23 protein-coding genes are annotated in these 21,812 nt (G+C 73.7%); 12 read left to right on the forward strand and 11 right to left on the reverse strand.

Features of this window, described 5'->3' with window-relative positions; genetic code table 11:
* Nucleotides 1–12: 12 nt before the first annotated feature.
* Nucleotides 13–795: an SDR family oxidoreductase gene (locus tag ACA361_RS39430; RefSeq protein WP_375020251.1), complete on the reverse strand. Its 783-nt coding sequence runs from the start codon at nucleotides 793–795 to the stop codon at nucleotides 13–15.
* Nucleotides 796–906: 111 nt separating this feature from the next.
* Between ACA361_RS39430 and ACA361_RS39435 the strand changes: the two genes are divergently transcribed.
* A complete protein-coding gene (locus ACA361_RS39435) occupies nucleotides 907–1,485 on the forward strand; it encodes a TetR/AcrR family transcriptional regulator (RefSeq protein WP_375020253.1) in 579 nt (192 codons plus the stop codon).
* A 16-nt stretch (nucleotides 1,486–1,501) separates the two neighbouring features.
* Here ACA361_RS39435 and ACA361_RS39440 read toward each other — a convergent pair whose 3' ends face one another.
* Nucleotides 1,502–2,245 (reverse strand): hypothetical protein, encoded by a 744-nt coding sequence (locus ACA361_RS39440; protein WP_375020254.1) that lies wholly within the window; start codon nucleotides 2,243–2,245, stop codon nucleotides 1,502–1,504.
* 61 nt (nucleotides 2,246–2,306) lie between these two features.
* A complete protein-coding gene (locus ACA361_RS39445) occupies nucleotides 2,307–2,897 on the reverse strand; it encodes a TetR/AcrR family transcriptional regulator (protein ID WP_375020255.1) in 591 nt (196 codons plus the stop codon).
* Nucleotides 2,898–2,990: 93 nt separating this feature from the next.
* On the opposite strand from ACA361_RS39445, the gene ACA361_RS39450 reads away from it, so the two are divergent.
* Both ACA361_RS39450 and ACA361_RS39455 read left to right on the forward strand, forming a co-directional pair.
* Nucleotides 2,991–4,379 (forward strand): MFS transporter, encoded by a 1,389-nt coding sequence (locus ACA361_RS39450; RefSeq protein WP_375020256.1) that lies wholly within the window; start codon nucleotides 2,991–2,993, stop codon nucleotides 4,377–4,379.
* Between the two features lie 69 nt (nucleotides 4,380–4,448).
* Nucleotides 4,449–5,057: a Dps family protein gene (locus ACA361_RS39455; RefSeq protein ID WP_375020257.1), complete on the forward strand. Its 609-nt coding sequence runs from the start codon at nucleotides 4,449–4,451 to the stop codon at nucleotides 5,055–5,057.
* Here the strand turns inward: ACA361_RS39455 and ACA361_RS39460 are convergent.
* From ACA361_RS39460 to ACA361_RS39470, 3 genes are read right to left on the reverse strand one after another with little or no spacing between them, the layout of a single operon-like run.
* A complete protein-coding gene (locus ACA361_RS39460; RefSeq protein ID WP_375020258.1) occupies nucleotides 5,054–6,190 on the reverse strand; it encodes a hypothetical protein in 1,137 nt (378 codons plus the stop codon). The two genes, ACA361_RS39455 and ACA361_RS39460, sit on opposite strands and share 4 nt — an antisense overlap.
* Before the next feature lie 3 nt (nucleotides 6,191–6,193).
* Nucleotides 6,194–6,679: a DUF6644 family protein gene (locus tag ACA361_RS39465; RefSeq protein WP_375020259.1), complete on the reverse strand. Its 486-nt coding sequence runs from the start codon at nucleotides 6,677–6,679 to the stop codon at nucleotides 6,194–6,196.
* Nucleotides 6,676–7,311 carry a hypothetical protein gene (locus tag ACA361_RS39470; RefSeq protein WP_375020260.1) on the reverse strand — a complete coding sequence of 212 codons (636 nt, stop codon included), beginning with the start codon at nucleotides 7,309–7,311 and terminating at the stop codon, nucleotides 6,676–6,678. Before ACA361_RS39470 ends, ACA361_RS39465 begins: the two co-directional genes overlap by 4 nt.
* Before the next feature lie 193 nt (nucleotides 7,312–7,504).
* Here ACA361_RS39470 and ACA361_RS39475 point away from each other — a divergent pair, with 193 nt between their 5' ends.
* On the forward strand, nucleotides 7,505–8,377 hold the full coding sequence (locus ACA361_RS39475; protein ID WP_375020261.1) for a dienelactone hydrolase family protein: 873 nt from the start codon (nucleotides 7,505–7,507) through the stop codon (nucleotides 8,375–8,377).
* A gap of 69 nt (nucleotides 8,378–8,446) precedes the next feature.
* The gene (locus ACA361_RS39480) at nucleotides 8,447–9,328 is read left to right on the forward strand and encodes an alpha/beta hydrolase family esterase (RefSeq protein WP_375020262.1); all 882 of its coding nucleotides are present in this window, start codon (nucleotides 8,447–8,449) and stop codon (nucleotides 9,326–9,328) included.
* On the opposite strand, the gene ACA361_RS39485 is transcribed toward ACA361_RS39480, so the two are convergent.
* Nucleotides 9,303–10,685: a PucR family transcriptional regulator gene (locus ACA361_RS39485; protein WP_375020263.1), complete on the reverse strand. Its 1,383-nt coding sequence runs from the start codon at nucleotides 10,683–10,685 to the stop codon at nucleotides 9,303–9,305. The genes ACA361_RS39480 and ACA361_RS39485 overlap by 26 nt on opposite strands.
* A 319-nt stretch (nucleotides 10,686–11,004) precedes the next feature.
* Here ACA361_RS39485 and def point away from each other — a divergent pair, with 319 nt between their 5' ends.
* Nucleotides 11,005–11,544, forward strand: a complete 540-nt coding sequence (gene def / locus ACA361_RS39490; RefSeq protein WP_375020264.1) for a peptide deformylase — start codon at nucleotides 11,005–11,007, stop codon at nucleotides 11,542–11,544.
* Between the two features lie 10 nt (nucleotides 11,545–11,554).
* Here def and ACA361_RS39495 read toward each other — a convergent pair whose 3' ends face one another.
* Nucleotides 11,555–12,691 (reverse strand): hypothetical protein, encoded by a 1,137-nt coding sequence (locus ACA361_RS39495; protein ID WP_375020265.1) that lies wholly within the window; start codon nucleotides 12,689–12,691, stop codon nucleotides 11,555–11,557.
* Between the two features lie 405 nt (nucleotides 12,692–13,096).
* On the opposite strand from ACA361_RS39495, the gene ACA361_RS39500 reads away from it, so the two are divergent.
* Nucleotides 13,097–13,243, forward strand: a complete 147-nt coding sequence (locus ACA361_RS39500) for a hypothetical protein (RefSeq protein ID WP_375020266.1) — start codon at nucleotides 13,097–13,099, stop codon at nucleotides 13,241–13,243.
* Nucleotides 13,244–13,328: 85 nt separating this feature from the next.
* Here the strand turns inward: ACA361_RS39500 and ACA361_RS39505 are convergent, their stop codons facing one another.
* The 3 genes from ACA361_RS39505 to ACA361_RS39515 form a co-directional block, all read right to left on the reverse strand.
* Complete coding sequence (locus tag ACA361_RS39505; RefSeq protein ID WP_375020267.1) at nucleotides 13,329–13,829, reverse strand: MaoC family dehydratase; 501 nt, start codon at nucleotides 13,827–13,829, stop codon at nucleotides 13,329–13,331.
* 112 nt (nucleotides 13,830–13,941) lie between these two features.
* Entirely contained in the window at nucleotides 13,942–15,318 is a 1,377-nt protein-coding gene (gene gdhA / locus ACA361_RS39510; RefSeq protein WP_375020268.1) for an NADP-specific glutamate dehydrogenase, read from the reverse strand.
* 96 nt (nucleotides 15,319–15,414) lie between these two features.
* Entirely contained in the window at nucleotides 15,415–16,311 is an 897-nt protein-coding gene (locus ACA361_RS39515) for an NAD(P)-dependent oxidoreductase (protein ID WP_375020269.1), read from the reverse strand.
* Between the two features lie 111 nt (nucleotides 16,312–16,422).
* On the opposite strand from ACA361_RS39515, the gene ACA361_RS39520 reads away from it, so the two are divergent.
* The 5 genes from ACA361_RS39520 (at nucleotide 16,423) to ACA361_RS39540 (ending at nucleotide 21,788) form a co-directional block, all read left to right on the forward strand.
* Nucleotides 16,423–16,686, forward strand: a complete 264-nt coding sequence (locus ACA361_RS39520; RefSeq protein WP_375020270.1) for a cell division protein SepF — start codon at nucleotides 16,423–16,425, stop codon at nucleotides 16,684–16,686.
* 9 nt (nucleotides 16,687–16,695) lie between these two features.
* Entirely contained in the window at nucleotides 16,696–19,824 is a 3,129-nt protein-coding gene (locus tag ACA361_RS39525; RefSeq protein WP_375020271.1) for a BTAD domain-containing putative transcriptional regulator, read from the forward strand.
* A 58-nt stretch (nucleotides 19,825–19,882) separates the two neighbouring features.
* Nucleotides 19,883–20,767, forward strand: coding sequence for an arylamine N-acetyltransferase (locus ACA361_RS39530; RefSeq protein WP_375020272.1), 885 nt, complete (start codon nucleotides 19,883–19,885; stop codon nucleotides 20,765–20,767).
* Nucleotides 20,764–21,246 carry an RrF2 family transcriptional regulator gene (locus ACA361_RS39535; RefSeq protein ID WP_375020273.1) on the forward strand — a complete coding sequence of 161 codons (483 nt, stop codon included), beginning with the start codon at nucleotides 20,764–20,766 and terminating at the stop codon, nucleotides 21,244–21,246. The genes ACA361_RS39530 and ACA361_RS39535 overlap by 4 nt, the downstream gene beginning before the upstream one ends.
* 83 nt (nucleotides 21,247–21,329) lie before the next feature.
* On the forward strand, nucleotides 21,330–21,788 hold the full coding sequence (locus ACA361_RS39540) for a carboxymuconolactone decarboxylase family protein (RefSeq protein ID WP_375020274.1): 459 nt from the start codon (nucleotides 21,330–21,332) through the stop codon (nucleotides 21,786–21,788).
* Nucleotides 21,789–21,812 lie beyond the last annotated feature (24 nt).

Raw genomic sequence — 21,812 nt, forward strand, 5'->3', positions numbered from 1 at the left:
GACCGGCGCCGCTCAGGCCGTCTTGACGGCACCGCCGTCGATCAGGTGGTCGGTGCCGGTGGTGCTGGCCGCGAGCGGCGAGCCGAGGTAGGCGATCAGCGCCGCCACCTCCGCCGGCTCCACCAGCCGCCCGGTGGTCACGCCCATCGCCGCCGGCAGGGCCGCCACGAGCTGCTCCCGCTCCAGGCCCATGGACGCGGCGAGCTCGGCGCCGTAACCGTCCGGGGACTCCCACATCGCGGTGCGCACCGGGCCGGGCGACACCGTGTTCACCCGTACCCCCTGCGGCCCGAACTCCTCCGCCAGCGCCTTCCCGAACGCCGTCAGCGCCGCCTTCGCGGTCGTGTACGGGACGGGCCCGGCGTGCGGGACCCGCGCCCCGTTCGACGAGACGTTGACGACGGCGCCGCGCCGCCGCAGCAGGCTCGGCATCGCGGCGCGCGTCGCCCGCACGGCGGCGAAGAGGTTGAGCCCGTAGGTCTCCTCCCACACCCGGTCGTCGAACGAGAGGAATCCGCCCACGCCGCCGCCGTCCCCGCCGCCGACGTTGTTGACCAGCAGGTCCAGCTCGCCGAGCTCCGCCAGCGCCGTCTCGATCAGGCGGCCCGGGGCGTCCGGGGCGGACAGGTCGGCCGGGACCACGGTCGCGCCGGTCTTCTCCAGTTCGGGCGTCGCGGTGCGCGCGGCGGCGACCACGCGCACGCCCTCGGCCACCAGCGCCTCGACCGTGGCCAGCCCGATGCCCCGGCTCGCTCCGGTCACCACGGCGGTCTTCCCGTTCAGCAGCAGATCCATGGTGAAAGCTCCTCGCATGTGTTGCGTCAACTCCGATGCGCCTAACTTAGAACTTGCAACACGGATGATGCAAGTCTTGGTCATAACGCCACTCGCATGTAGTGTTTTCCGGTGACGAAACAGCAGGCGACTGGAGGCAGGCCGCTCCGCGCGGACGCCGAGCGGACCGTGCGCACGATCCTGGAAGCGGCCGAACGGGTCCTCTCCGCCGACCCCGCGGCCACGATGGAGCAGATCGCCGAGGCCGCCGGGGTCGCGCGGACGACCGTCCACCGGCGGTTCGCGACGCGCGACGCGCTGCTCGACGCGCTGACCGCGTGGGCGGCCCGGGAGTTCGCCGCGGCGGTCGACGCCACGGCGTCCGACACGGCGCCGCCGCTGGTCGTGCTGCACCGGGTGACCGCGCGGGTGCTGGAGGTCAAGATCGGCTGGGGGTACGCCATGAACCGGGCCGCGTTCTCCGCGGACCCCGAGGTCGCCCGCGTCCACGCCGACGTCATCGGCAGGTGCGACCGGCTGTTCCGGCGCGCGCAGGAGACCGGCCTGATCCGGGCCGGCGTCGACCTCGAATGGGCGCGCCGGTTCTACTACGCCCTCATCCACGAGGCCACGCAGCGCGACGACCGCGCCGACGTGGACGCGCTCTCGACCCTCGTCGTCGACACCCTCCTGTACGGCATCGCCGCCTGAGGGCGCCGCGAGGGGATCAGCCGAAGACGGCCTTGTCCGCCTTCTCCAGGAGGGCGACCAGCTCGCCCGCCTCGGCCTCGCCGAGGGACGCGAACGCGGGCGCCATCAGCTCGTCGGTCAGCTCCTCGGCGGCGGCGCGCCGGCGCCGGATCTCGTCCGTCACCTCGGGGTACGGCCGCGGCCAGCCGAAGTACTCGGCGTTCGCCTCGCCGGACGGCAGCAGGTCCGACCTGCCGCTGACGACCGCCTCCAGCGGGGTCAGCCCGCTCGCCAGGACCGCGGCGACGTGCAGGCCGCCGCGCAGCTCGCGGACGACATGGGCGAGCTGGACCACCCGGGCGCCGTCGTCCTCGGGCAGCTCCAGCGCCCGCCAGCCGGCGAACACCGCCGCGCCGGCGACGTCCGCGCCGTCCGAGACGCGCTGGAGGAGTTCCGCGAGGCGCGCCGCCTCGGCGAAGCCGCCCAGCTTGCGGCGGCCGAACTCGTGCGCCACGACCGCGTACCGGTCGGCGGCCGCCGCCGCCGGGAGGGTGGCGCCCGCGTCCCACGCCGCCCGTACGGCCTTGACCGGGAAGAACCCGGCCGCGGCCGCGACGACGTCCGCGTGGACGTCGCCGAGCACGCCGAAGCGGCCGCGGAAGTAGGGCGCCCAGCCTTCCAGCCCGACCTCCGCCGAGAAGGACTTCGCCTCCCGGGAGATCATGAACGCTCCGCCCAGCCGCCCGATCGGCTTCGCCGCCGCCGCCGCGATCTCCCGCATCCCGCCGTCCTCTCCTCGAACCGAATCTCATTCGATTCTTCTGCTCCCGACCGCCTCCCGTCTACCCCCTCGGGGCGGGCGCGGCGAGGATCGACTGCACCGTCGCGGTGATGGTGGGGGCGACCTCCTCTTCCTTCAGGCGGCCGGCGCGGTGCTCCTCGGCGGCGCCCTGGAGGACGTAGTGGACGACGCCGACCAGCCAGCTGAGCGGCAGGTCGGTACGGAACGCGCCCTCGTCCTGGCCCCGGCGCACGAGGTCCTCGACGCGGTTCGCGGCGGCGTCGTGCATCTGGCGGATGCGTCCGGCGGGCAGCACGTCCTGTGCGGCCACCAGTAGCGCCGTGGACTCGGCGACCAGTGACCAGCTCGATTCGAGCAGCCGGGCCAGCACGTCCCGCGCGTCCCCGGTGAGGTCGACGGCCGCCAGCACCTCCTCGCCGGCGCGCAGGGCGTCGGCCAGGGCCGCCTCGACCAGCGCGGCCCGTGTCCGGAAGTGGCCGTAAAGCGTCATCCGTCCCACTCCGGCGGCCTTGGCGATGTCGTCGACGCTCGCGTTCGGATCGCCGCCGAGGGTCTCGCGGGCTGCGGAAACGATGCGGGCGATGCTGCGCTCGGCGTCCGCGCGTCGGCGCCGGGGTGCGGTGGCGGGCATGCCGCCCATCCTAACTCGTACGGGAATGTACGTGTTAGCCTCCGCCTTGAAAGTCGTACACCGAAGTACGACTTACGGCTTGGGAGGTGCACGATGGCACACGAGATCCACGGAACGCCCCATCCCCTGCGATGGCGCATCCTCGGCTTCCTCGGCGTGGCGCAGCTGATGCTGATCCTCGACGTCACCGTGGTGGCGATCGCGCTGCCGCACATGGAGACCGACCTCGGGCTGGGCCGCGAGGCCGTGACCTGGACGGTCAGCGCCTACACGCTGACGTTCGGCGGCCTGATGCTGCTCGGCGGGCGGCTGGCCGACCTGATCGGGGCCAAGCGGGTGGTGCTCGCCGGCCTGCTCGTCTTCACCGCGGCGTCGCTGGTGACCGGGTTCGCCGGCGCGGCCGGTGTCCTGCTGGGCGGGCGCGTCGCGCAGGGGCTGGGCGCCGCGCTGCTGTCGCCGGCGGCCCTGTCACTGGTCGTCGGCCTGTTCGACGGCGACGAGCGCAACAAGGCGCTCGGCGTCTGGTCCGCGCTCGGCGGCGGCGGCGCGGCCCTCGGCGTCCTGCTCGGCGGGCTGCTCACCGCCGGCCCCGGCTGGCCCTGGGTGTTCTTCGTGAACGTCCCCATCGGGCTCGTGATCATCGCGGCGCTGGCCCGGATGCTGCCGGTCCAGAGCGCGGCCGCGCCCCGGCCGCGGCTGGACCTCCTCGGCGCGGTCCTGGTCACCGCCGCGTCCGGCACCCTGATCTACGCGCTCATCCGCGCCGGCGAGGACGGGTGGCTCACCGCCGCCACCGGATGGCTCGTCCTGGCGGCCGCGATCGGCTACCTGGCGTTCGTGGCCCGGCAGAGGACCGCGAAGTCCCCCATGATGGACATCGCGCTGCTGGCCAGACGGCCGGTGACCACCGGCACGTTCCTCATCCTGATCGCGACCGCCCTGATGATCGCCGTGTTCTTCCTCGGCACGTTCTACTTCCAGCACGCGCGCGAACTCGGCGCCCTCCAGACCGGCCTGCTGTTCCTCCCGGTCGCGGTGGCGACGATGATCGGCGCCGACCTCACCGGCCGCGCCATCGCCCGCCTGGGGGCGCGCCCGCTCGGCGTCGCCGGGCTGCTCGTCGCCGCGGCCGGCCTGGCGCTGCCCGCCCTCTCGACGCAGCCCGCCACCGTCGCGATCGGCACGGCCGTCGCCGGCGCCGGCACCGGCGCGATCTTCGTCGTCGCCTCGGCGACCGCGCTCGGCCAGGTGGCGCCGCACGAGTCCGGCATCGCCTCGGGCATCGTCAGCACGTTCCACGAGTTCGGCGCCTCGATCGGCGCGGCCGTCATCTCCAGCGTCGCGGCCGCCAGCCTCGTCGGCGACACCCTCTCCGGCTTCACGAACGGCTTCGTCGTCGCGGCGTCCGCCGCCGCCGTCGCGGCCCTCGTCTCCACCGCCCTGATCCCGTCCCGCCGCCCGGAGGGCAATTTGGCGGGGTGATGGCCATGTCGTGAACGTCCTCCGGGCACGGGCGGTTCAGCGACGTTCCGTACGACGAGGGAGTTTTCGTTGGCCACCCAGCGCACCAAGAAGGCATCCGGCAAGGCGTCCAGCGAGCCGTGGGTGCACACCGACGGCACCGAGATCCAGGAGTTCGGCACGGTACGGATGTTCCCGCTCGGGCTCTCGTTCGACGCGCGGATGTACTCCTGCGAGCGGCTCAACCAGATCCTCGCCGACAGCCAGATCCTCTACAACCTCTACAAGAAGCACCACTGGCTGATGCGCGGCCCGACCTTCTACCAGCTGCACCTGCTTCTCGACAAGCACGCCGAGGAGCAGGTCAAGCTGGTGGACACCATCGCCGAACGGGTGCAGACCCTCGGCGGCGTCGCCGTCGGCGACCCGCGGCACGTCGCCGAGATCACCGTCATCCCGCGCCCGCCCAACGGCGCCGAGGAGGTCCCCGCGATGCTCTCGCGCCTGATCCAGGCGCACGAGACCATCCTGGTCGCCTGCCACGACGCCGCCGCCCGCGCCCAGGACATGGGCGACGACGGCACCAACGACCTGCTGGTCTCCGAGGTCATCCGCACCCACGAGCTCCAGACCTGGTTCCTGATCGAGCACCTGGTCGACACCCCGCTCGTAGAGGCCCCGCACAACGGCCACCGCTAGCCGGTATCACCCCGCACGGTGCGCGGACCGAACTCGGCCAGCGCGAGATGCATGAGGACGTTCAGCTGGCGAACACGCAGCGGCCGGGCGACCTCCAGCATGCGGGGGACGTCGTCGTCCCAGGCCGCCGCGTCGGCGGTGATGTCGAGCACCGCGCCGTCGTCGCGGGCGCACATGGCCAGCGCGAGGTCGAGCGCGGGGCTCGGGCCCTCCACGCCGACCCGGAACGCGCGGAACCCGTCGAGCCGCCCGGCGGCCGTGTCCGGGGCGAGCGCCGCCAGCACCAGCAGCCAGGCCCGTAGCGGTGCCGGAACGTCCGGCCACAGGGCGAGCAGGCGCGGGACGCGGCGAACGATCTCCGCCCTGGTCTCGGCCTCGTGCAGGCCGCCGTAGTAGAGCGTGGCCATGTGGGCGAGGTCGAGGAGCAGGTTCCGCCTGCGCCCGGGCGCCAGCCCCGGAGCGAGAGCGAGCTGGACGAGGAACTCGACGGTGCCCGGCGTGCACGCGAAACAGGTGCCCTGGTGGACGACGGCGCTGAAGTAGCGGGACAGCGCCTCGTCCCAGCCGCCGTCGTTGGCCGCCAGGGCGCGGAACATCTCGGGAACGTCCTCGGCCGTTCGGTACGCGTGCACGAGCGAGGACCACGGAACCTCGTCCAGCCCGTGCAGAACGACCGGTTCTCCGGGCGTGCAGGGGAGGCCGGGAGCGTCGAGGGCGTGGACGACGGCCGGCGCGGGGACGCGGTCCGGCTCCCACCTCAGGGCGGCGAGCCGCAGCTCTCGGACGTCCGCCGGGGAACGGTCGGCGACGAACTCCGCGCCGTCGAGAAGCAGCCGCCGTGCCGTCGCCGCGTCCTCCTGCAAGCAGGTGTGCCCGCCGCCGTACGTGTCCGCGACGACGGCGACGCAGCGCTCCTCGGCCGCCGTCCACCAGTGGACGTCGCCGTCCGGGTACGGGCCCTGGTCGAGGCTCGTGACCTGCCACGCCGTGATGAAGGGCAGGTCCGGCCGGAGCGGGGCCAGGCACACGGCCGTGTGGCCGCGCTCGGCCAGGGCGCGGGCGGCGCCGCGGGCCGACGCCTCGTCCGGGAGGCCGAGCCGGTACAGGGTGGCGCGCCGCGGGAGATGGGGCATGGGTCAGGTATAGGCGATCAGGCGGCCGCAGATGATCACTATGGGCCAGGTGGTCAGGGAGACGGCGGCGGCGGCTCTGGCGGACGGCGGGGGGCGTGCCGCGGTGTCCCAGTCCCGGACCGTGCGGAAGACGCCCGTGTGGAACAGCAGGATGTTCAGGCCGGCGGCGCCGATGAGCAGGATCTTCACCTGGAACGCGGTGTTGTGGGCGACCTGGGTGGCGTTGGCGGCGAAGAGGAGGGAGCCGCTGAGGGCGGTCAGGGCGAAGCCGGCGCGGGACCACGGGAGGGCGTGGCGGGCCAGGGCGCTGACCGGGAGGTGGCGGGAGGCGCCCAGCAGGCGGAGGTCGAAGAGGGCGATGGCGCCGAACATCGTGGCGAGGCCGACGAGATGGGCCGACTCGGTCAGCGGGTAGATCCGGCGTCCGTCGCGGACGGCGGCGGCCGGGGCGGTGGCCTCCAGCCAGGCCAGGACGCCGTCGAGCGTCAACGGCCGGCCCGGCGGTTGCGGAGCCGGATCAGGCCCGCGACCACGCCCGCCGCGACGAGCGCGCCGCCGCCGAGGAGGAAGACGGGCGGGTCCCCGGCGCCGGTCGCCGTCGGGGACGGGGTCGCGCCGGTCGCACTGGGGCGGGGGCTCGTGGCGCGCAGGCAGCGGTCGACGAAGCGGGTCAGGGTGCCGCGGTACGAGTGCGCGCCGCCCGCCGCGTAGATCATCTGGACGCGCAGCTCGCCCGAGTACTCGTCGCCCTCGGCGTCGCAGCGCCGGTACACGATCGCCGCGACCTCGTCGCCCACGTTCGGGCGCCCGGACAGGTCGCCGAGCGTGCCGGTGATGTCGGGCGGGAGGAGCAGGTCGCGGACCTGGCCCGCGCCCTCCGGTACGGGCGGCCCCGCCCACGAGTCGTGGCCGCGGAGGCTCTCGGCGCCGGGCAGCCGGGACGGGACGGTCAGCCCGGCCGGGACCTCGATCCGCAGCTGCCCGTGCGGGAACCCGTACCGCGCCTGGATCACCCGTCCTCGCAGGTAGAGGGGCCGGCTCTGGTCGTAGCTGCCGCCGCCCCCGTGGTGGGCGAGCATGCCGTACAGCATGAGGAACCCGAGTGTCGTGCGTGGCGGCATGCGTTTCCTCCCGGTGCGCGTGCCCCCTTTCTAGGCAGGGCGGCATAAAGGCGCGCGAAAGGACGGCGGCGCTTCCCGGCCGGGGGTTGTCAGCCGGCTTCGAAGATCGCCCGGAAACTCCGGCGGTGCCTGCGCAGCAATGCGGCCTGGTGCGTTCCATGATCGTTGCATCCCGAGGAAAGGGAGCTCACCCATGCGAAGGCACCTGTTCAAAGCGTGTGCGGCGGTCCCCGTGGCCGCCCTCCTCGCCGCCGGTCTCACCGCCCCGGGCGCCGCGGCGGCCGCGAACCCGTACGAGCGCGGCCCGGCGCCCACGGAAGCGAGCGTCACGGCCGAGCGGGGGCCGTTCGCCATCGAGCGGATCGACGTGCCGCCGGGCAGCGGGGCGGGCTTCAACCGCGGCACGATCTACGCGCCGACCGACCGGAGCGAGGGCACGTTCGGGGCCATCGCGGTCTCGCCCGGGTTCGTGTCGGCGCAGGTGTGGATCGACTGGTACGGCCCGCGCCTGGCGTCGCAGGGCTTCGTGGTGATGACGCTGGAGACGCTGTCGCCGACGAACCTGCCGGACGAGCGCGCCGCGCAGCTCCTCGCGGCGGTCGACTACGTCGCGCGGGAGAGCGCCGCGAGGGACCGGGTGGATCCGGGACGGCTGGCCGTGATGGGGCACTCGATGGGCGGCGGCGGCTCGCTGCGCGCGGCCGAGCTGCGGCCGTCGCTCCAGGCGGCGATCCCGCTCGCGCCCTGGCACACGGACCGGAACTGGCAGGACGTCCGCGTCCCCACGATGATCATCGGTGCGGGCAACGATTTCATCGCGGGCGTCGGCACGCACGCCGAGCCGTTCTACCAGAACCTCACGGCCGCGCCCGAGAAGGCGTACCTGGAGCTGAACGACGCGGGGCACATGACGTTCATCAGCCCGCACACCACGACCGCGAAGTACGCCATCGCGTGGATGAAGCGGTACGTGGACGACGACACCCGCTACGACCGCTTCCTGTGCCCGGCGCCCGAGCCCGACCGGAACATCCAGGAGTACCGCGACACCTGCCCCAATTCCTGACCCCCTCTGGCGAAGGCAGGCCCGCCGGTGACGGGCCGCCTTCGCCCGTCCGCCGGAAGGCAGGCCCCCATGCTGCGACGCGTCCTGCTCGTACTCGTTCTGGCCGCCGGGCTCGTGCACGTACCGTCCCTCCCTGCGGCGGCGCGACCGGGCACGCACGAGCGCGCCGTCACGATGTACGGCGTCTGGGACCGCCCCTACCTCCTGCACGTCCCGCCCGCATCGGAACCGTCCGCCCGGAGGCCGCTGGTCATCGCGCTGCACGGCGGCCTCAACGACATGCGCCACATGCGCGAGTCGACCGGGCTGGACGCCGTCGCCGACCGGAACGGGTTCCTCGTCGCCTACCCCGACGGGTTCATGCGGACGTGGAACGCGGGCGGCTGCTGCTGGTTCGCCCGGATGGCCGGGATCGACGACGTGGCGTTCCTGGACGCGCTGATCGACGGGCTCGTCCGGGAGGGGCTCGCCGATCCGGCGCGGATCTACCTGACCGGGTTCTCCAACGGCGGCGGCATGGCGTACCGGTACGCCTGCGAGCGCGCCCGCCGCGTCGCCGCCGTCGGCGTCGTGTCCGGGTCGCTGGCCGTGGAGTGCGCGCCCCGCGAGCCCGTGTCGGTGATGGCGTTCCACGGTACGGCCGACTTCTCGGTGCCGTTCGGCGGCGGGGGCGACCAGGACTGGAACAACCCGGTGCCGTTCCCGCCGGTGCGCGCCGTGATGGACTTCTGGCGGGAGGTCGCGCGGCTGGCGCCGCTGCGGCGGATCACGCTGGAGACCGCCAAGACCGTGTGCCGCACCACCGGGCCCGGCCGGGCCGGCGCCGAGGTCGAGTTCTGCACGATCTTCGACGGCGGGCACGAGTGGCCGCGCGGGCGGGGCGTCGACCCCGAGATCGATGCGAGCCCGCTGCTGTGGCGGTTCTTCAGCGCGCACGCGCGGCGCGGATGACCCCCTCGTGCCCGGTGGCGCCCGCCGGCCGGCCGCCGCCGCCGTTGCCGCTGCTGCGGGGGCGTCCGCGCGGCCCGTCCCGCAGGCCGGACGCCGAGCCGCCGCCGTCGCCGTCGGTGCCGTTCAGCTCCCCGCCCGTCAGCGCGCGCGGCACCTCGGGGAACCGGACCCACGCGTGCAGGAGCAGCAGCAGCTCGATCCGGCGGTCCGGGTCGTACAGCATGTCGCCGAGGAGCTGTTCGAGCCGCCGGATCCGGTAGCGGACGGTCTGCTCGTGCACGATGAGCCGCTCCGCGGCGGCGACCGCGTTGTCGCGGCACTCCATGTACGCGAGCAGCGTGCGCACGAGCGGCTCGCGGCGGTGCCGGGGCAGCTCCATCAGCGGCCGCAGCCGCGCGCCCGCCGCCAGGTCGATCAGCTCCTCGCTCATCGAGGCGACCAGCGTGGACACGTGGTCGATCCACCTGACCGGCGCCTTCTCCGGGATGACGCCCCGCACGACCAGGTCGAGCGCGCGCCGCGCCCAGCGCAGCGACACCGCGCCCTTGTTCAGCGGGACGGTCGGGCCGACAACGGCGGGGCGGCCCCGTACCAGCGCGGCCAGCATCCGCTCCTGGCCCGGCCCGTCCGGATCGGGGACGACCAGGTACGGCTCGGGGCCGTGCCAGTCGGCGAGCACCGCCGGCGGCGCGACCGGTGCCCGGTCCGTGTCGCCGTCCACCGGCGGGCCGAGCGCGACCAGCGCGACCGTGCGCGGCGGCTCCCAGCCCGCCGCCGCGGCCAGCTCCGCGACCGCCTCCATGCTGGCGGGCGGCTCGACGACCAGCAGGTCGCGCAGCCGCCACCGGTGCCGCTCCCGCTCGGTCGCCAGCCGCCGCTGCGTGTCGGCGTACCCCTGCGCCGCGGCACCCGCCAGCTTCTCCAGGAACACGAACAGCGACTCGATGATCTGCCCGAGCGTCGTCAGCGGCCAGTCGAGCCGCCGGGCGTCCCTGATGAAGCGGCGGCACGCCACCTGCCCGCCGACCCGGATCGCCGTCTGCAGCCCGTCCAGGCTGCGGCCGCCGCGCGCCTCGTACGCGCCGATGCCGACGTAGATCTCGGTCAGCTCGTCCCAGCCGGTGTCCGGCCGGCCCATCGCGTCGACGAAGTGCTGGACGGTCCGGTCGACCGTCCAGCGCATCCGCCGCCCGTACCGGCTCTCCGCCGGCCGCGCGTATTCCGGCACCAGGGCCTGGATCTCGGCGAACATCTCCGCCGCGCACGCATCCAGGTGCGGCCGCAGCGGTTCCGCCAGCCCCGCCGGCACGTCGGCCAGCCGCAGCCGGGTGCCGGCCGCTCCGTTCCGCTCGTTCATCCGATCCGCCCGTTCACGTGGACCTCCGTCACCAGGGCCCCCGAACGCGTTCCGCGCCGCTCCTTGCACGTTCCGGCACGTGCTTGCACGCCCTTACACGGTCACTCCGGAACCCTCCACAGAACTAGTCAACGGCGTCACGTTCTTGGGCGGCGCGGTTATCAATCTGCACATAAGCCTCACCGGTCGGCAAGCCCCTCTGTGACCGGCCACGGTACGTTCCGTTCCAGGCGCGAAGCGTTCCCATGAGACGTGCCCGCGGAGTACGCGCACGCACTGTCAGTAACATTCAGTGGGCGCGACGAGAGAGGACTCCGGGATGACGGGACAGGTACGACCGATCACGCTGGTGGGGGAGCCGGTGCTGCATTCGCCGTGTCGTCCGGTGGAGAGCTTCGACGGCGAGCTGGCGGCGCTGGTGGACGACATGTTCGCGAGCATGTACGCGGCCGAGGGCGTCGGCCTGGCCGCCAACCAGATCGGCGTGGGCCTGCGCGTCTTCGTGTACGACTGCCAGGACGCCGACGACCGGGCGCACAAGGGCGTCCTCGTCAACCCGACCCTCGTGCTGCCCGAGGGCGGCGACCGGCGCCTGGACGACGGCGACGAGGGCTGCCTGTCGGTGCCCGGCCCGTACGCGAAGCTGGCCCGTCCCGACCGGGCGACCTGCCACGGCTACGACATCGACGGCAACGAGATCACCGTGGAGGGGACCGGGCTGCTCGCCCGCTGCCTCCAGCACGAGAGCGACCACCTCGAAGGCCGCGTCTACATCGACCGGCTGTCGGGGCGCGCGCGCAAGAAGGTCCTCAAGGAGTACGAGCAGCTGCGCGCGGAACGCGAAGCCGAGAACGCCTAGCCGGGAACGCCTACCCGAGCAGGCGCTCGTACGCGTCCAGGGCCCGGTGGAAGTCCTCCAGCGGCAGCTCGCAGGAACGGCCGTCGAGCCAGAGGTGCTCCAGCCGCACGGTCTCGACGCCGCGGACGAGATGGCACGCGTTCCCGGTGTGCTCCCAGCCGGGCGCCACGCCCCGCACGACGTCCAGGTGGTGCCGGTGGCACTGCACGTCGTGCAGGAGGAACGCGGCCAGCACGTACGGCCGGTACTCCAGGAACCCGGCGGCGAGCGCGCACACCTCCGCCGGGCCGGCGGCGGCCCCCGCGTCGGTCAGGACGGGGAAGAACGTCCGGAAATGCTGGTGGGCGTCCGCGATCTGCGGCGGGTCGACGGGCAGCCGGCCGACGCCGTTCGGGTCGAGGTAGCCGTGGCCGGGGACGCCGGCGATCGAGCCCGACCAGGCGCCGGGGATGCCCGGGACGAACTCCGCGTCCGACATCAGGAGCGTGGTCACGTCCGTCATCACCCGGACGCCGTCGACCCGCCCCGGCAGGAACGTCTTGGTCCCCGTCCACACCCGCCCGGTCGGATGGTCGCGCAGCTCGATGTCCGCCCAGTAGGCGCCGCCCGCGGCCTCCGGGGGCGCGCACGCGCCGGCGTGCGGGGCGAGGCCGGCGGCCTCCGCGAGCGTCGCGCCGGACGTCTGGAGCAGGCCCCAGCCCCACACCGGCGCGGTGGCCGCGCCCAGCCCCAGCATCGTCACCGCCGCGCCCGGCTTGGCCTGCGGCTCCGCGCCCTTGCCGGGGGCCGGATCGGCGTGCCTGCCACGTTCCATCGCGCGCCGGTGCAGGGCCAGGCCGACCTGGTCGGAGTACTCCTTGAGGCAGGCGCCGAACACCGCCGCCGGCACCTCGCACTCGATGCCGCGCGCCCGCGCCCGGACGCGCACCACCGTCCCGTCGCAGTCGAGCCGGTGGTGCCGGTAGAGGCCCTGCCAGGGCGTGAACGGATCGTCCCCGGCCGCCGTGACCCGCGCCCGCGCGATCGCGGCGGGTTCGCCGCCGAGGTCCCGGACGAGGAAGTCCCGCAGCGGCTCGTACCCGGGGTCGCCGTCGACCAGCACGCGGCCGGTCTCGCAGCGGAAGCGCAACGGAAGTGGCATCGCCATCCTGACGATTATTCCGCCGTTCACCCCCGGCCACCAGAGTCCGGAGGGGGGCACCGCGAAAAAGGGGGTTGACACCCGGCCCGATCATGGAGATATATTCATGGCCATGGAGTTCTGATACCCCTTCTGGTCGAGCCGCCGCGAAACCGCCCGATGACAGCATCGGCGTGATGGTCGCGGCCCGCTCCCGCATCTCGGCGCCACGGGCGCATTGGCATCGCTTTCCACGCTCGGTCCTTACCTGACGGCACCCGTCTCCGCATGGGTACGGCAGGCTCGCGACCTGGTGCGACGCCTTCGCGCACCCGTCCCGGCGTTCCTTTTCCAAGCCATTTCATCGGCCTATTCGCGGCCGAATTCGACCATGCCCGGAGGTGTCGGCTCTTGCGTGCCAAGAATCAGAACATGAACAACGAGAACCCCTTCCAGAAGGCCATCGACAAGAAGGCGAAGGGGCGGAACGCCGACCCGAAGTCGGCGAACTTCGCCCGCAACGGCGTCCGCCGGAACGCCCGGCGGATGCCGGCCCGCCAGCTCCAGCGCGGCCGCTGACGCCGCCTGGCCCGGCCCGTCCACCGCGACGGGCCGGGTCTCCGGGGCGCACCCGCACCGTTTCCCGCGTCCGCGGGCGGGGCGGTCAGGACGGGCGGCGGCGGACGAGGTTCATCGCGCGCAGCGTCAGGACCGTGCGGTCGTCGTCCTTGGTGATCAGAACGCCGTCGGTGGTGACGATGCCGCGGTCGGGCTTGGAGCGGGACGGGCGCGCCTCGACGATCGTCGTGCGCAGCCGGACGGAGTCGCCCGGGCGCAGCGGCGACGGCCAGCGCAGCTCGTCGATGCCGGGCGACGCCAGGCTCGCGACGCGGGACAGGTAGTGGTCGGCGAACAGCCGCATGCAGACGGCCGAGGTGTGCCAGCCGCTGGCGATGATCCCGCCGAACGGGCCGGACTCGGCGTACGCGCGGTCGATGTGGATCGGCTGCGGGTCGAAGCGCTCCGCGAACTCGAGGATCTCCGCCTCGGTCACGGTGATGTGGCCGTACTCGTAGACGGCCCCGGCCCGGTAGTCCTCGAAATACCGCTCGCCGATGGGGGTGGGGAAGTCGGTGTCGCTGAGCGTCCTGGTGCCGTTCGTCATGGACGACAGCATCGCTCATCCGCTTCCGGTGGGCCCCGCCTGGGCAGGCTTTCCGCGCCTTTGAGGAGAAACCTGCCGTCGCGTGCGGGGACCGGTCAGATGAGGGCGCCGGTCAGATGAGGCCCTGGGCGAGGATGGCGTCCGAGACGCGCTCGAAGCCCGCGATGTTGGCGCCCTTGACGTAGTCGCCGGGGGCGCCGTACCGCTCGGCCGTCTCGTAGCACTCGTCGTGGACGGCCTTCATGATCCGGGTCAGCTCGGCCTCGACCTGCTCGAACGACCAGATCGCGCGGCCGGCGTTCTGCGCCATCTCCAGGCCGCTGGTGGCGACGCCGCCCGCGTTGGCGGCCTTGCCGGGACCGAACGAGACGCCCGCCTCCTGGAAGAGGTGGACGGCGTCCGGGGTGGTCGGCATGTTCGCGCCCTCGGAGACGGCCTTGACGCCGTTGCGGATCAGGGTGGCCGCGGCGGCGGCGTCCAGCTCGTTCTCGGTCGCGGACGGGAACGCGATGTCGGCCGGGACGTCCCAGACGCTGCCGCCCGGTACGTACCGCGCGGACGGCCCGCGCCGCTCGGCGTAGTCGCTCACCCGGAGCCGCCGGACCTCCTTGACCTCCTTGAGGAGGTCGAGGTCGATGCCCTTCTCGTCGACGACGTAGCCGCCGGAGTCGGACACCGTCACCACGTTGGCGCCGAGCGCCTGCGCCTTCTCGACCGTGTAGATCGCGACGTTGCCGGAGCCGGAGACGACGGCCTGCTGGCCCTCCAGGTCCTCGCCGCGCAGCTTGAGCATCTCGGCGGTGAACAGGACGCTGCCGTACCCGGTGGCCTCGGTACGGCCCGCCGACCCGCCCCACGCCAGCCCCTTGCCGGTGAGGACGCCGGCCTCCCAGCGGTTGGCGAGCCGCCGGTACTGCCCGAACAGGTAGCCGATCTCGCGCCCGCCGACGCCGATGTCGCCCGCCGGCACGTCGGTGTGCTCGCCGAGGTGGCGGTGCAGCTCGGTCATGAACGACTGGCAGAACCGCATCACCTCGGCGTCCGAGCGGCCGTGCGGGTCGAAGTCGCTGCCGCCCTTGCCGCCGCCGATGTTCAGGCCGGTGAGCGCGTTCTTGAAGATCTGCTCGAAGCCGAGGAACTTGACGATGCCGAGGTTGACCGTGGGGTGGAACCGCAGCCCGCCCTTGTACGGGCCGAGCACGCCGTTGAACTCCACCCGGAACCCGCGGTTCACGTGGATCTCGCCCTTGTCGTCCTGCCACGGCACCCGGAAGATGATCTGCCGCTCGGGCTCGGTGATCCGGTCGACGATCTTGGCGTCGAGCAGTTCGGGGCGCCGGTCGAGCACCGGGGCGAGGGCCTCCAGGACCTCGCGGACGGCCTGGTGGAACTCGGGCTCGCCGGGGTTGCGGCGCAGGATCCGTTCGTAGGACTCCTTCAGGACGGCTTCGGTGGCGGGCGAGGCGGGGGTCCCCGGGGACAGGGGCATGCATACTCCTTCGGGCGTTCTGCCGGTTCTCACATAGGCGTCTATGTACTGTGAGGAGGATATGTACGCCCGGCCCCTGCCCCCGCCCGCCGCGCCTCACCCGGTGCGGTTCAGGATGACCTCGTAGAGGCTGCCGAGCCCGTCGGCGCCGTGCCCGGCCGCGACCGCGCGCTCGAAGAGGTCCTTGAGCGCCTCCGGCATCGCGGTGTCCAGCCCCGCCGCCCGCGTCGCCTCGACCACGTGGGCCGACCCGACGGCCTGCATGAGCAGCGTGTTCTCCCCGCCCGGGTACGACCGCGCGGTCATCTCCTCGCAGAGGATCTTCAGGTAGCCCATCGGACCGTCATCGACCATGTCGGCGAGTGTCTGCGCGGCGAACGGGCGGAACTCCTCCGGGCTCACCCCCGCGCTCCCCAGCATCGCGGTGGCGTGCATGTACGCGGCCAGCGTCGACCAGAACAGGTAGAGCTGCGCCTGGTAGTACAGCCCCGACAGGCCCGTGTCGGCCCCGACGTAGCTGATGTCGCCGATCGCCTTCAGCGTTTCGCCGTGCCGGTCGAGGACGGCCTCAGGGCCGCTGTAGAACACGTACGCGCCGGGCTGCCCGATCCCGGGCGGCGGCGTCATGACACCGCCGGTGATCAGCTCGGCGCCGTGCTTCACCGCCCAGACGCTCGCCTCGCGCAGCTCGTCCGGGGACCCGGAGCTGAGGTTGACCAGCACCCGGCCCTTGAGGGCGCCGGTCGCCGCGCCGATCGAGTCGTACATGGCCGGGTAGTCCGTCTGGCTGATCACCACCAGCTCGTTCGCGGCGAGCGCCTCCGCCGGCGTGGCGGCGAGCTTCGCGCCCTTGGCCACCAGCGGCTCGGCCTTGCTCGCCGTACGGTTCCAGACGGTCGTGGGGTGGCCCTTCTCCAGGAAGACCTCGGCCATCTTGGCGCCCATCGGCCCCAGTCCGATGACGGTGACCGGCGTGGGAGTGCCGTTCGACATGTCGTTCTCCTCTCGTTCGGGATCCACGATGGGAGGCGCCGCCACGGAACCGCTTCGGATCCGCTACGGAACGGCCCTTGACGTGCCCGGAAGCACGGGGAGACTGGAGCGGTGATCAAAAAGCTGCGCCCGAAGGACTACGGCGAGGTCCTCCATGTCGGGCACTACTTCCGCAAGGGCGTCCCGGTCGTCATGGACCTCACCGGCCTGCCCGACGACGTGGCGCGGCAGCTGGTGGACTTCTCCGCCGGCCTGATCTGCGGCCGCGGCGGCGACATGGAGCGCCTGGGCCCGAAGGTGTTCCTGCTCCAGCCCGCCGCCCGCCCCCGCATCTCCCCCGCTCACGTCCCCGATCTGGCGCACGTCGCCGAATAACCTGGTCTCGTGCGTTTCGGGGTGCTCGGTCCGGTTGTGGTCTGGGGGGACGACGGGCGGCCCGTGGACGTGCCGGAGCCCAAGGTCCGGGCGCTGCTGGCGGACCTGCTGGTCGCGCCGGGGCGGGTAGTGGCGGTGGACCGGCTGATCGACGATCTGTGGGGGGACCGGCCGCCGCGGAATCCCATGGGGACCTTGCAGGCCCGGGTGTCGCAGCTGCGCGGCATCCTCGGCGGGCGGGACGCCGTGGTGCACCGGCCGCCCGGGTACGCGCTGCGCGCCGATGAGGTGGACGCCGAGCGCTTCGAGGCGCTGGTCGTCCGGGCGGGGGAGACGGAGGATCCGCGTGCCAGGGCGGACCTGCTCCAGGAGGCGCTGGCCCTCTGGCGGGGGCCGGCGTTCGCCGATTTCCAGGACGCGGAGTTCGCGCGGGCGGCGATCGCGGGGCTGGAGGAGCGCCGGCTGGCGGCGGTGGAGGAGCTGGCCGGGGCGCGGCTGCGGCTGGGCGAGCACGCGCGGGTCGCCGGCGAGCTGGCCGAGCTGGTGGAACGGCATCCCGTGCGGGAGCGGCTGCGCGGCGCGTACATGCACGCCCTCTACCTGGCCGGGCGGCAGGGCGAGGCGCTCGCGGCGTACGAGGATCTGCGCGCGACGCTGGCGGAGGAGCTCGGGGTCGATCCCGGTCCCGAGATCAAGGCCCTCCACCAGGCGATCCTCACGCAGGACCCGGCGCTGGCGGTGGCCGCCGGGCCTGCCCGGAGCAACCTCCCGGAGCCGGTCAGCGAACTCGTCGGGCGGGAGAAGGCCGCCGCCGCGGCGCGGGCGCTGCTCGGCTCGCACCGGCTCGTGACGCTGACCGGGCCGGGCGGGGTCGGCAAGACGAGGTTGGCGCTGGAGGTGGCGGCCCGGCACGACGGCGCGTACCCGGACGGCGTGTGGCTGGTCGAGCTGGCGCCCGGGACGGCCACCGGGATCGCCACGCTGGCCGACAACGTGCTGGGCGAGCTGGGGGTACGGGACGAGCCGGGCGTGGCCGCGCCGCTCGACCGGCTCGCGGCGGTGCTGCGGCCCCGCCGCATGCTGCTCGTCCTCGACAACTGCGAGCACGTGGTCGGGACGGCCGCCGAGCTGGCGGCGCGGCTGCTGGCGGTGGCGCCGGGGCTGCGGATCCTGGCGACCAGCCGGGAGCCGCTGGGCATCGAGGGCGAGCGGCTCCAGGTCGTGCCGCCGCTGGACCTGCCCCCCAGCGGCGCCGCGCCCGAGGATCTTGCGCAGTCCAGCGCCGTCCGGCTGTTCGTGGCGCGGGCGGCCGCGGCGGCGCCCGGCTTCGCGCTGGACGGCGACACCGCCGGGCCGGTGGCGACGATCTGCCGCCGGCTGGACGGGATCCCGCTGGCGCTGGAGCTGGCGGCGACCCGGATCCGGGCGCTGGGGGCGGCGGAGCTGGCCGCGCGGCTCGACGACCGGTTCCGGCTGCTGGCCGCGGGGCGGCGCGACGCCCCGGCCCGGCAGCGCACCCTCCGGGCGGTGATCGACTGGAGCTGGGAGCCGCTGGCCGAGCCGGAACGGACCGTGCTGCGCCGGCTGGCCGTGCACGCCGACGGCTGCACGCTGGAGGCCGCCGAACGGGTCTGCGGCGATCCCGGCCTCGACGTCGTCGCGCTGCTGGCGGACCTGGTGGACCGCTCGCTGGTCACGGTGGCGCACGACGGCGAGCCGCGCTACCGGCTGCTGGAGTCGGTCGCCGCGTACTGCCTGGAACGGCTCCGCGAGGCGGGCGAGGAGGGCGCGATCCGGGAGCGCCACGCGCGCCACTACACCGCGCTCGCCGAGCGGGCGGCGGGCCTGCTGCGCGGCCGCGACCAGGGCCCGGCCCTGGAACGGCTCGACCGCGAGGGCCCCAACCTCTGCGCGGCGCTGGAGTGGACGACGTCGAACGGGTTCGGCGAGCTGGCGCTGCGCCAGGTGAACGCGCAGTCCTGGTACTGGTACCTGCGCGGCCGCTACAGCGAGGCGGAGCGCTCGCTGCGCATGGCGCTGGCCGCCCCGGGCGGGGACGCGGCCCGGCGCGCCGAGGCGACGGCCTGGCGGAACGGCATGCTCATGGCCGCCGGAACGGGCGAGGAGACCGAGCGGCTCCGGCTGGAGGCGCTGGCCGCGTACGACGCCCTGGGCGGCGGCCAGGACCCTCTCGCACGCGCCCATGCGGAGTGGTTCCTGGTGTACGTCCACTGGCCGTACGGCGATCTGGCCGCGAACGAGGCGCGGATCGGCCGGGTGCTGGCGGCGTTCGAGGCGCACGGCGACCGGTGGGGGACGGCCGCCGCGCTCAGCACCCGCGCGAAGCAGGCGATGGTCCGCGGCGACCTGCCCGGCATGCTCGCGGACGCCGAGCGGAGCCTGGCGCTGTTCGACGGGCTGGGCGACGCGTGGGGGCGGCTGGAGGCCACCGACGCGCTCGGCCGGCACGCCGAGATCGTCGCGGACTACGAGCGGTCGGCGGCGCTCCGCCGGGCGGGCCTGCGGCTGGCCGAGGAGCTGGGGATGTGGCCGGAGGCCGCGTTCCGGACGGCGGAGCTGGGCCGGATCGCGCTGCTGACGGGCGATCTGGCCCGGGCGCGGGAGCTGCACGAGCGGGCGCTGCGGCTGGCGGAGGAACTGCCGAGCTCGTACGCGGAGGAGTTCGCGCGGATCGGGCTGGCGCTGGTCGCCCGGCGGGAGGGCGACCACGGTACGGCGGAGGCGCAGCTGCGCGCCTGCCTGGGGCTGCTGCGCCGGATCGGCGGGCGGACGGGCGTCGCGTTCGTGCTGGCGCAGCTGGGTTTCGTGGCGGAGGAGCGCGGCGACGCGGCGGGCGCTCTCGCGCTGCACCGGGAGGCGCTGGACGACGCGCGCTCGACCGGCGATCCGCGGGCGATCGCGCTGTGCGTGGAGGGGATCGCGGGGGCGCGGGCGCTGACCGGCCGGTACGCGCACGCCGCGCGGCTGCTCGGCACGGCGGCCCGGATGCGCGCGTCGATCGGGGCTCCGCTGCCGCCGGGCGAGCGCGGCGACGTCGACCGGATCGCCGCCGCGGCGCGGGCCGCGCTCGGGGACGCGGATTTCGAGGCGGCGCTCGCGCGCGGGCTGCGTCCATGATTTAATCTAGACAACAGGCATCCGGATTAAGCTCCGAACGGCGGCCGGGAGGCGGACCATGGCGTATCCATCCGAAGATCTCGGCTGGCAGGGCGACCTCCTCGACCTGGACGCCTACCTGGAGCGCATCGGCTACGAGGGCGACCGCGCCCCGACCCTGGAGGCGCTCCGCGCGCTGCAGCTCGCGCACGTGACCGCGATGCCGTTCGAGAACCTGGAGATCGTCCTCGGCCGCCCGGTGCTCCTCGGCGTCGAGGCCGTCCAGGAGAAGATGGTCCGGCACCGGCGCGGCGGCTACTGCTTCGAGCACACCGAGCTGTTCGCGGCGGCGCTGGAGCGCTTCGGGTTCACGTTCGCGCCGCTGGCCGCCCGCGTCTCGATGGGCGCCGAGAAGCTGCTGCCCGCCACCCACGCCGTCGCGCTCGTGGAGGCCGGCGGCGAGCGGTGGATCTGCGACGTCGGCTTCGGCGCCGGCCCGCTGGAGCCGCTCCCGCTCACCGACGGCGTCCGGTCCCGGCAGGGCGGCTGGGCGTACGAGCTGCACCGGCTGGGCCCCGAGCTCGGCGGGCTGACCGGCGTCGAGCACTGGGAACTGGTCCAGGAGGGGCCGCGGGGGCGGGTGCGGCGGCACACGTTCCCGATCGCCCCCGCCTACCGGATCGACTACGACCTGGGCAACTACTACATCTCGACCAGCCTGCGGTCGCCGTTCACCCGGCGGATCTTCTGCCAGAGGTACGGCCCGGACTTCCACCACGAGCTGGACGGCGCCCGCCTGATCAGCACCCTCGCGGACGGCGGCGCCGGCTCGGTCGAGGAGCGCGTCCTGGAGCCGGGCGAGGTCCCCAAGATCCTGGCGACCCTCTTCGGCATCGAGCTCGACGCCGCCGACGCCGCCGCCCTCGTCTCCCACCTGGAGGACCGGCTGGAGGGCTCCTCATGAGGATGAGCGAGGGGGTCGAGTGGGCGGCGCACATCTGCCTGCTGCTCGACTGGCTGGAGACCGACGAGCCCGTGCCCACGGGCACGCTCGCCAAGAGCTACGAGCTGCCGCCCGCGTACCTGAACAAGCAGCTCCAGGCGCTGGTCAGGGCGGGGATCGCCAGCTCGACCGCGGGCCGCAACGGCGGCTTCCGGCTGGCCCGGCCGCTGACCGAGATCACGATGATGGACGTGGTCGCCGCGATCGAGGGGCCTGAGGACGCGTTCCAGTGCACCGAGATCCGGCGGCGCGGCATGAACGCCGACGTGGCGGAGCGCGTGTCCCGCGTCCCGTGCTCGGTGAGCACCGCGATGCGCCGCGCCGAGCTGGCCTGGCGCCGGGAGCTGGCCGGGCAGACGCTGGCCGACGTGCAGGCCGACGCCGAACGGAGCGTGCCGCGCCTGGGCGACCGCGTCCGCGCCTGGTACGCCCGCAACTGATCTTTTCGATCCCCTGGACGGGGAGGGCCCGTTCAGGTCCAAAAACTGGATACCGAATATCCAATTCACGAGAAGGAGCGGGCATGGAACCCCGGATGAAGATCACCAGTGTCGTGCCGGACCTCTACAAGGCGATGCTGGGCGTGGAGAAGGCCCTGCAGGACAGCGGCCTGCCGAAGAGCACCTTCAACCTGATCAAGCTGCGCGCGAGCCAGATCAACGGGTGCGGCCTGTGCGTGGACATGCACGCCCACGAGATGCGGCAGGCCGGCGAGAGCGACGAGCGCATGTGGTCGGTGGCCGCCTGGCGGGAGGCCCCGTACTACACCGCCGAGGAGCGCGCCGCCCTCGCGCTGGCCGAGGCCGCCACCCGGATCGCCGACGACCCCGCCGGGGTGCCGGACGACGTCTGGGACGAGGCCGCCGACCACTACGACGAGAAGACGCTGGCCACGCTGATCATGGCGATCGCCCAGATCAACGCCTGGAACCGGATCAACGTGACCATCCGCAGCCACGCCGGGCAGTACCGGCTGAGCTGACCGCAGCCGGCTGCGGGATGATTC

This window comes from Actinomadura sp. 21ATH, from assembly GCF_041951345.1.
Classification (GTDB): Bacteria; Actinomycetota; Actinomycetes; order Streptosporangiales; family Streptosporangiaceae; genus Spirillospora.

Excerpts from the sequence above, each read along its gene's own strand:
- ACA361_RS39430 (WP_375020251.1), bottom strand. The coding sequence starts at position 795 with ATGGATCTGCTGCTGAACGGGAAGACCGCCGTGGTGACCGGAGCGAGC.
- ACA361_RS39440 (WP_375020254.1), bottom strand. The coding sequence starts at position 2,245 with ATGCGGGAGATCGCGGCGGCGGCGGCGAAGCCGATCGGGCGGCTGGGC.
- ACA361_RS39445 (WP_375020255.1), bottom strand. The coding sequence starts at position 2,897 with ATGCCCGCCACCGCACCCCGGCGCCGACGCGCGGACGCCGAGCGCAGC.
- ACA361_RS39450 (WP_375020256.1), top strand. The coding sequence starts at position 2,991 with ATGGCACACGAGATCCACGGAACGCCCCATCCCCTGCGATGGCGCATC.
- ACA361_RS39460 (WP_375020258.1), bottom strand. The coding sequence starts at position 6,190 with ATGCCCCATCTCCCGCGGCGCGCCACCCTGTACCGGCTCGGCCTCCCG.
- ACA361_RS39470 (WP_375020260.1), bottom strand. The coding sequence starts at position 7,311 with ATGCCGCCACGCACGACACTCGGGTTCCTCATGCTGTACGGCATGCTC.
- ACA361_RS39475 (WP_375020261.1), top strand. The coding sequence starts at position 7,505 with ATGCGAAGGCACCTGTTCAAAGCGTGTGCGGCGGTCCCCGTGGCCGCC.
- ACA361_RS39480 (WP_375020262.1), top strand. The coding sequence starts at position 8,447 with ATGCTGCGACGCGTCCTGCTCGTACTCGTTCTGGCCGCCGGGCTCGTG.
- ACA361_RS39485 (WP_375020263.1), bottom strand. The coding sequence starts at position 10,685 with ATGAACGAGCGGAACGGAGCGGCCGGCACCCGGCTGCGGCTGGCCGAC.
- def (WP_375020264.1), top strand. The coding sequence starts at position 11,005 with ATGACGGGACAGGTACGACCGATCACGCTGGTGGGGGAGCCGGTGCTG.
- ACA361_RS39495 (WP_375020265.1), bottom strand. The coding sequence starts at position 12,691 with ATGGCGATGCCACTTCCGTTGCGCTTCCGCTGCGAGACCGGCCGCGTG.
- ACA361_RS39500 (WP_375020266.1), top strand. The coding sequence starts at position 13,097 with ATGAACAACGAGAACCCCTTCCAGAAGGCCATCGACAAGAAGGCGAAG.
- ACA361_RS39505 (WP_375020267.1), bottom strand. The coding sequence starts at position 13,829 with ATGACGAACGGCACCAGGACGCTCAGCGACACCGACTTCCCCACCCCC.
- gdhA (WP_375020268.1), bottom strand. The coding sequence starts at position 15,318 with ATGCCCCTGTCCCCGGGGACCCCCGCCTCGCCCGCCACCGAAGCCGTC.
- ACA361_RS39515 (WP_375020269.1), bottom strand. The coding sequence starts at position 16,311 with ATGTCGAACGGCACTCCCACGCCGGTCACCGTCATCGGACTGGGGCCG.
- ACA361_RS39530 (WP_375020272.1), top strand. The coding sequence starts at position 19,883 with ATGGCGTATCCATCCGAAGATCTCGGCTGGCAGGGCGACCTCCTCGAC.
- ACA361_RS39535 (WP_375020273.1), top strand. The coding sequence starts at position 20,764 with ATGAGGATGAGCGAGGGGGTCGAGTGGGCGGCGCACATCTGCCTGCTG.
- ACA361_RS39540 (WP_375020274.1), top strand. The coding sequence starts at position 21,330 with ATGGAACCCCGGATGAAGATCACCAGTGTCGTGCCGGACCTCTACAAG.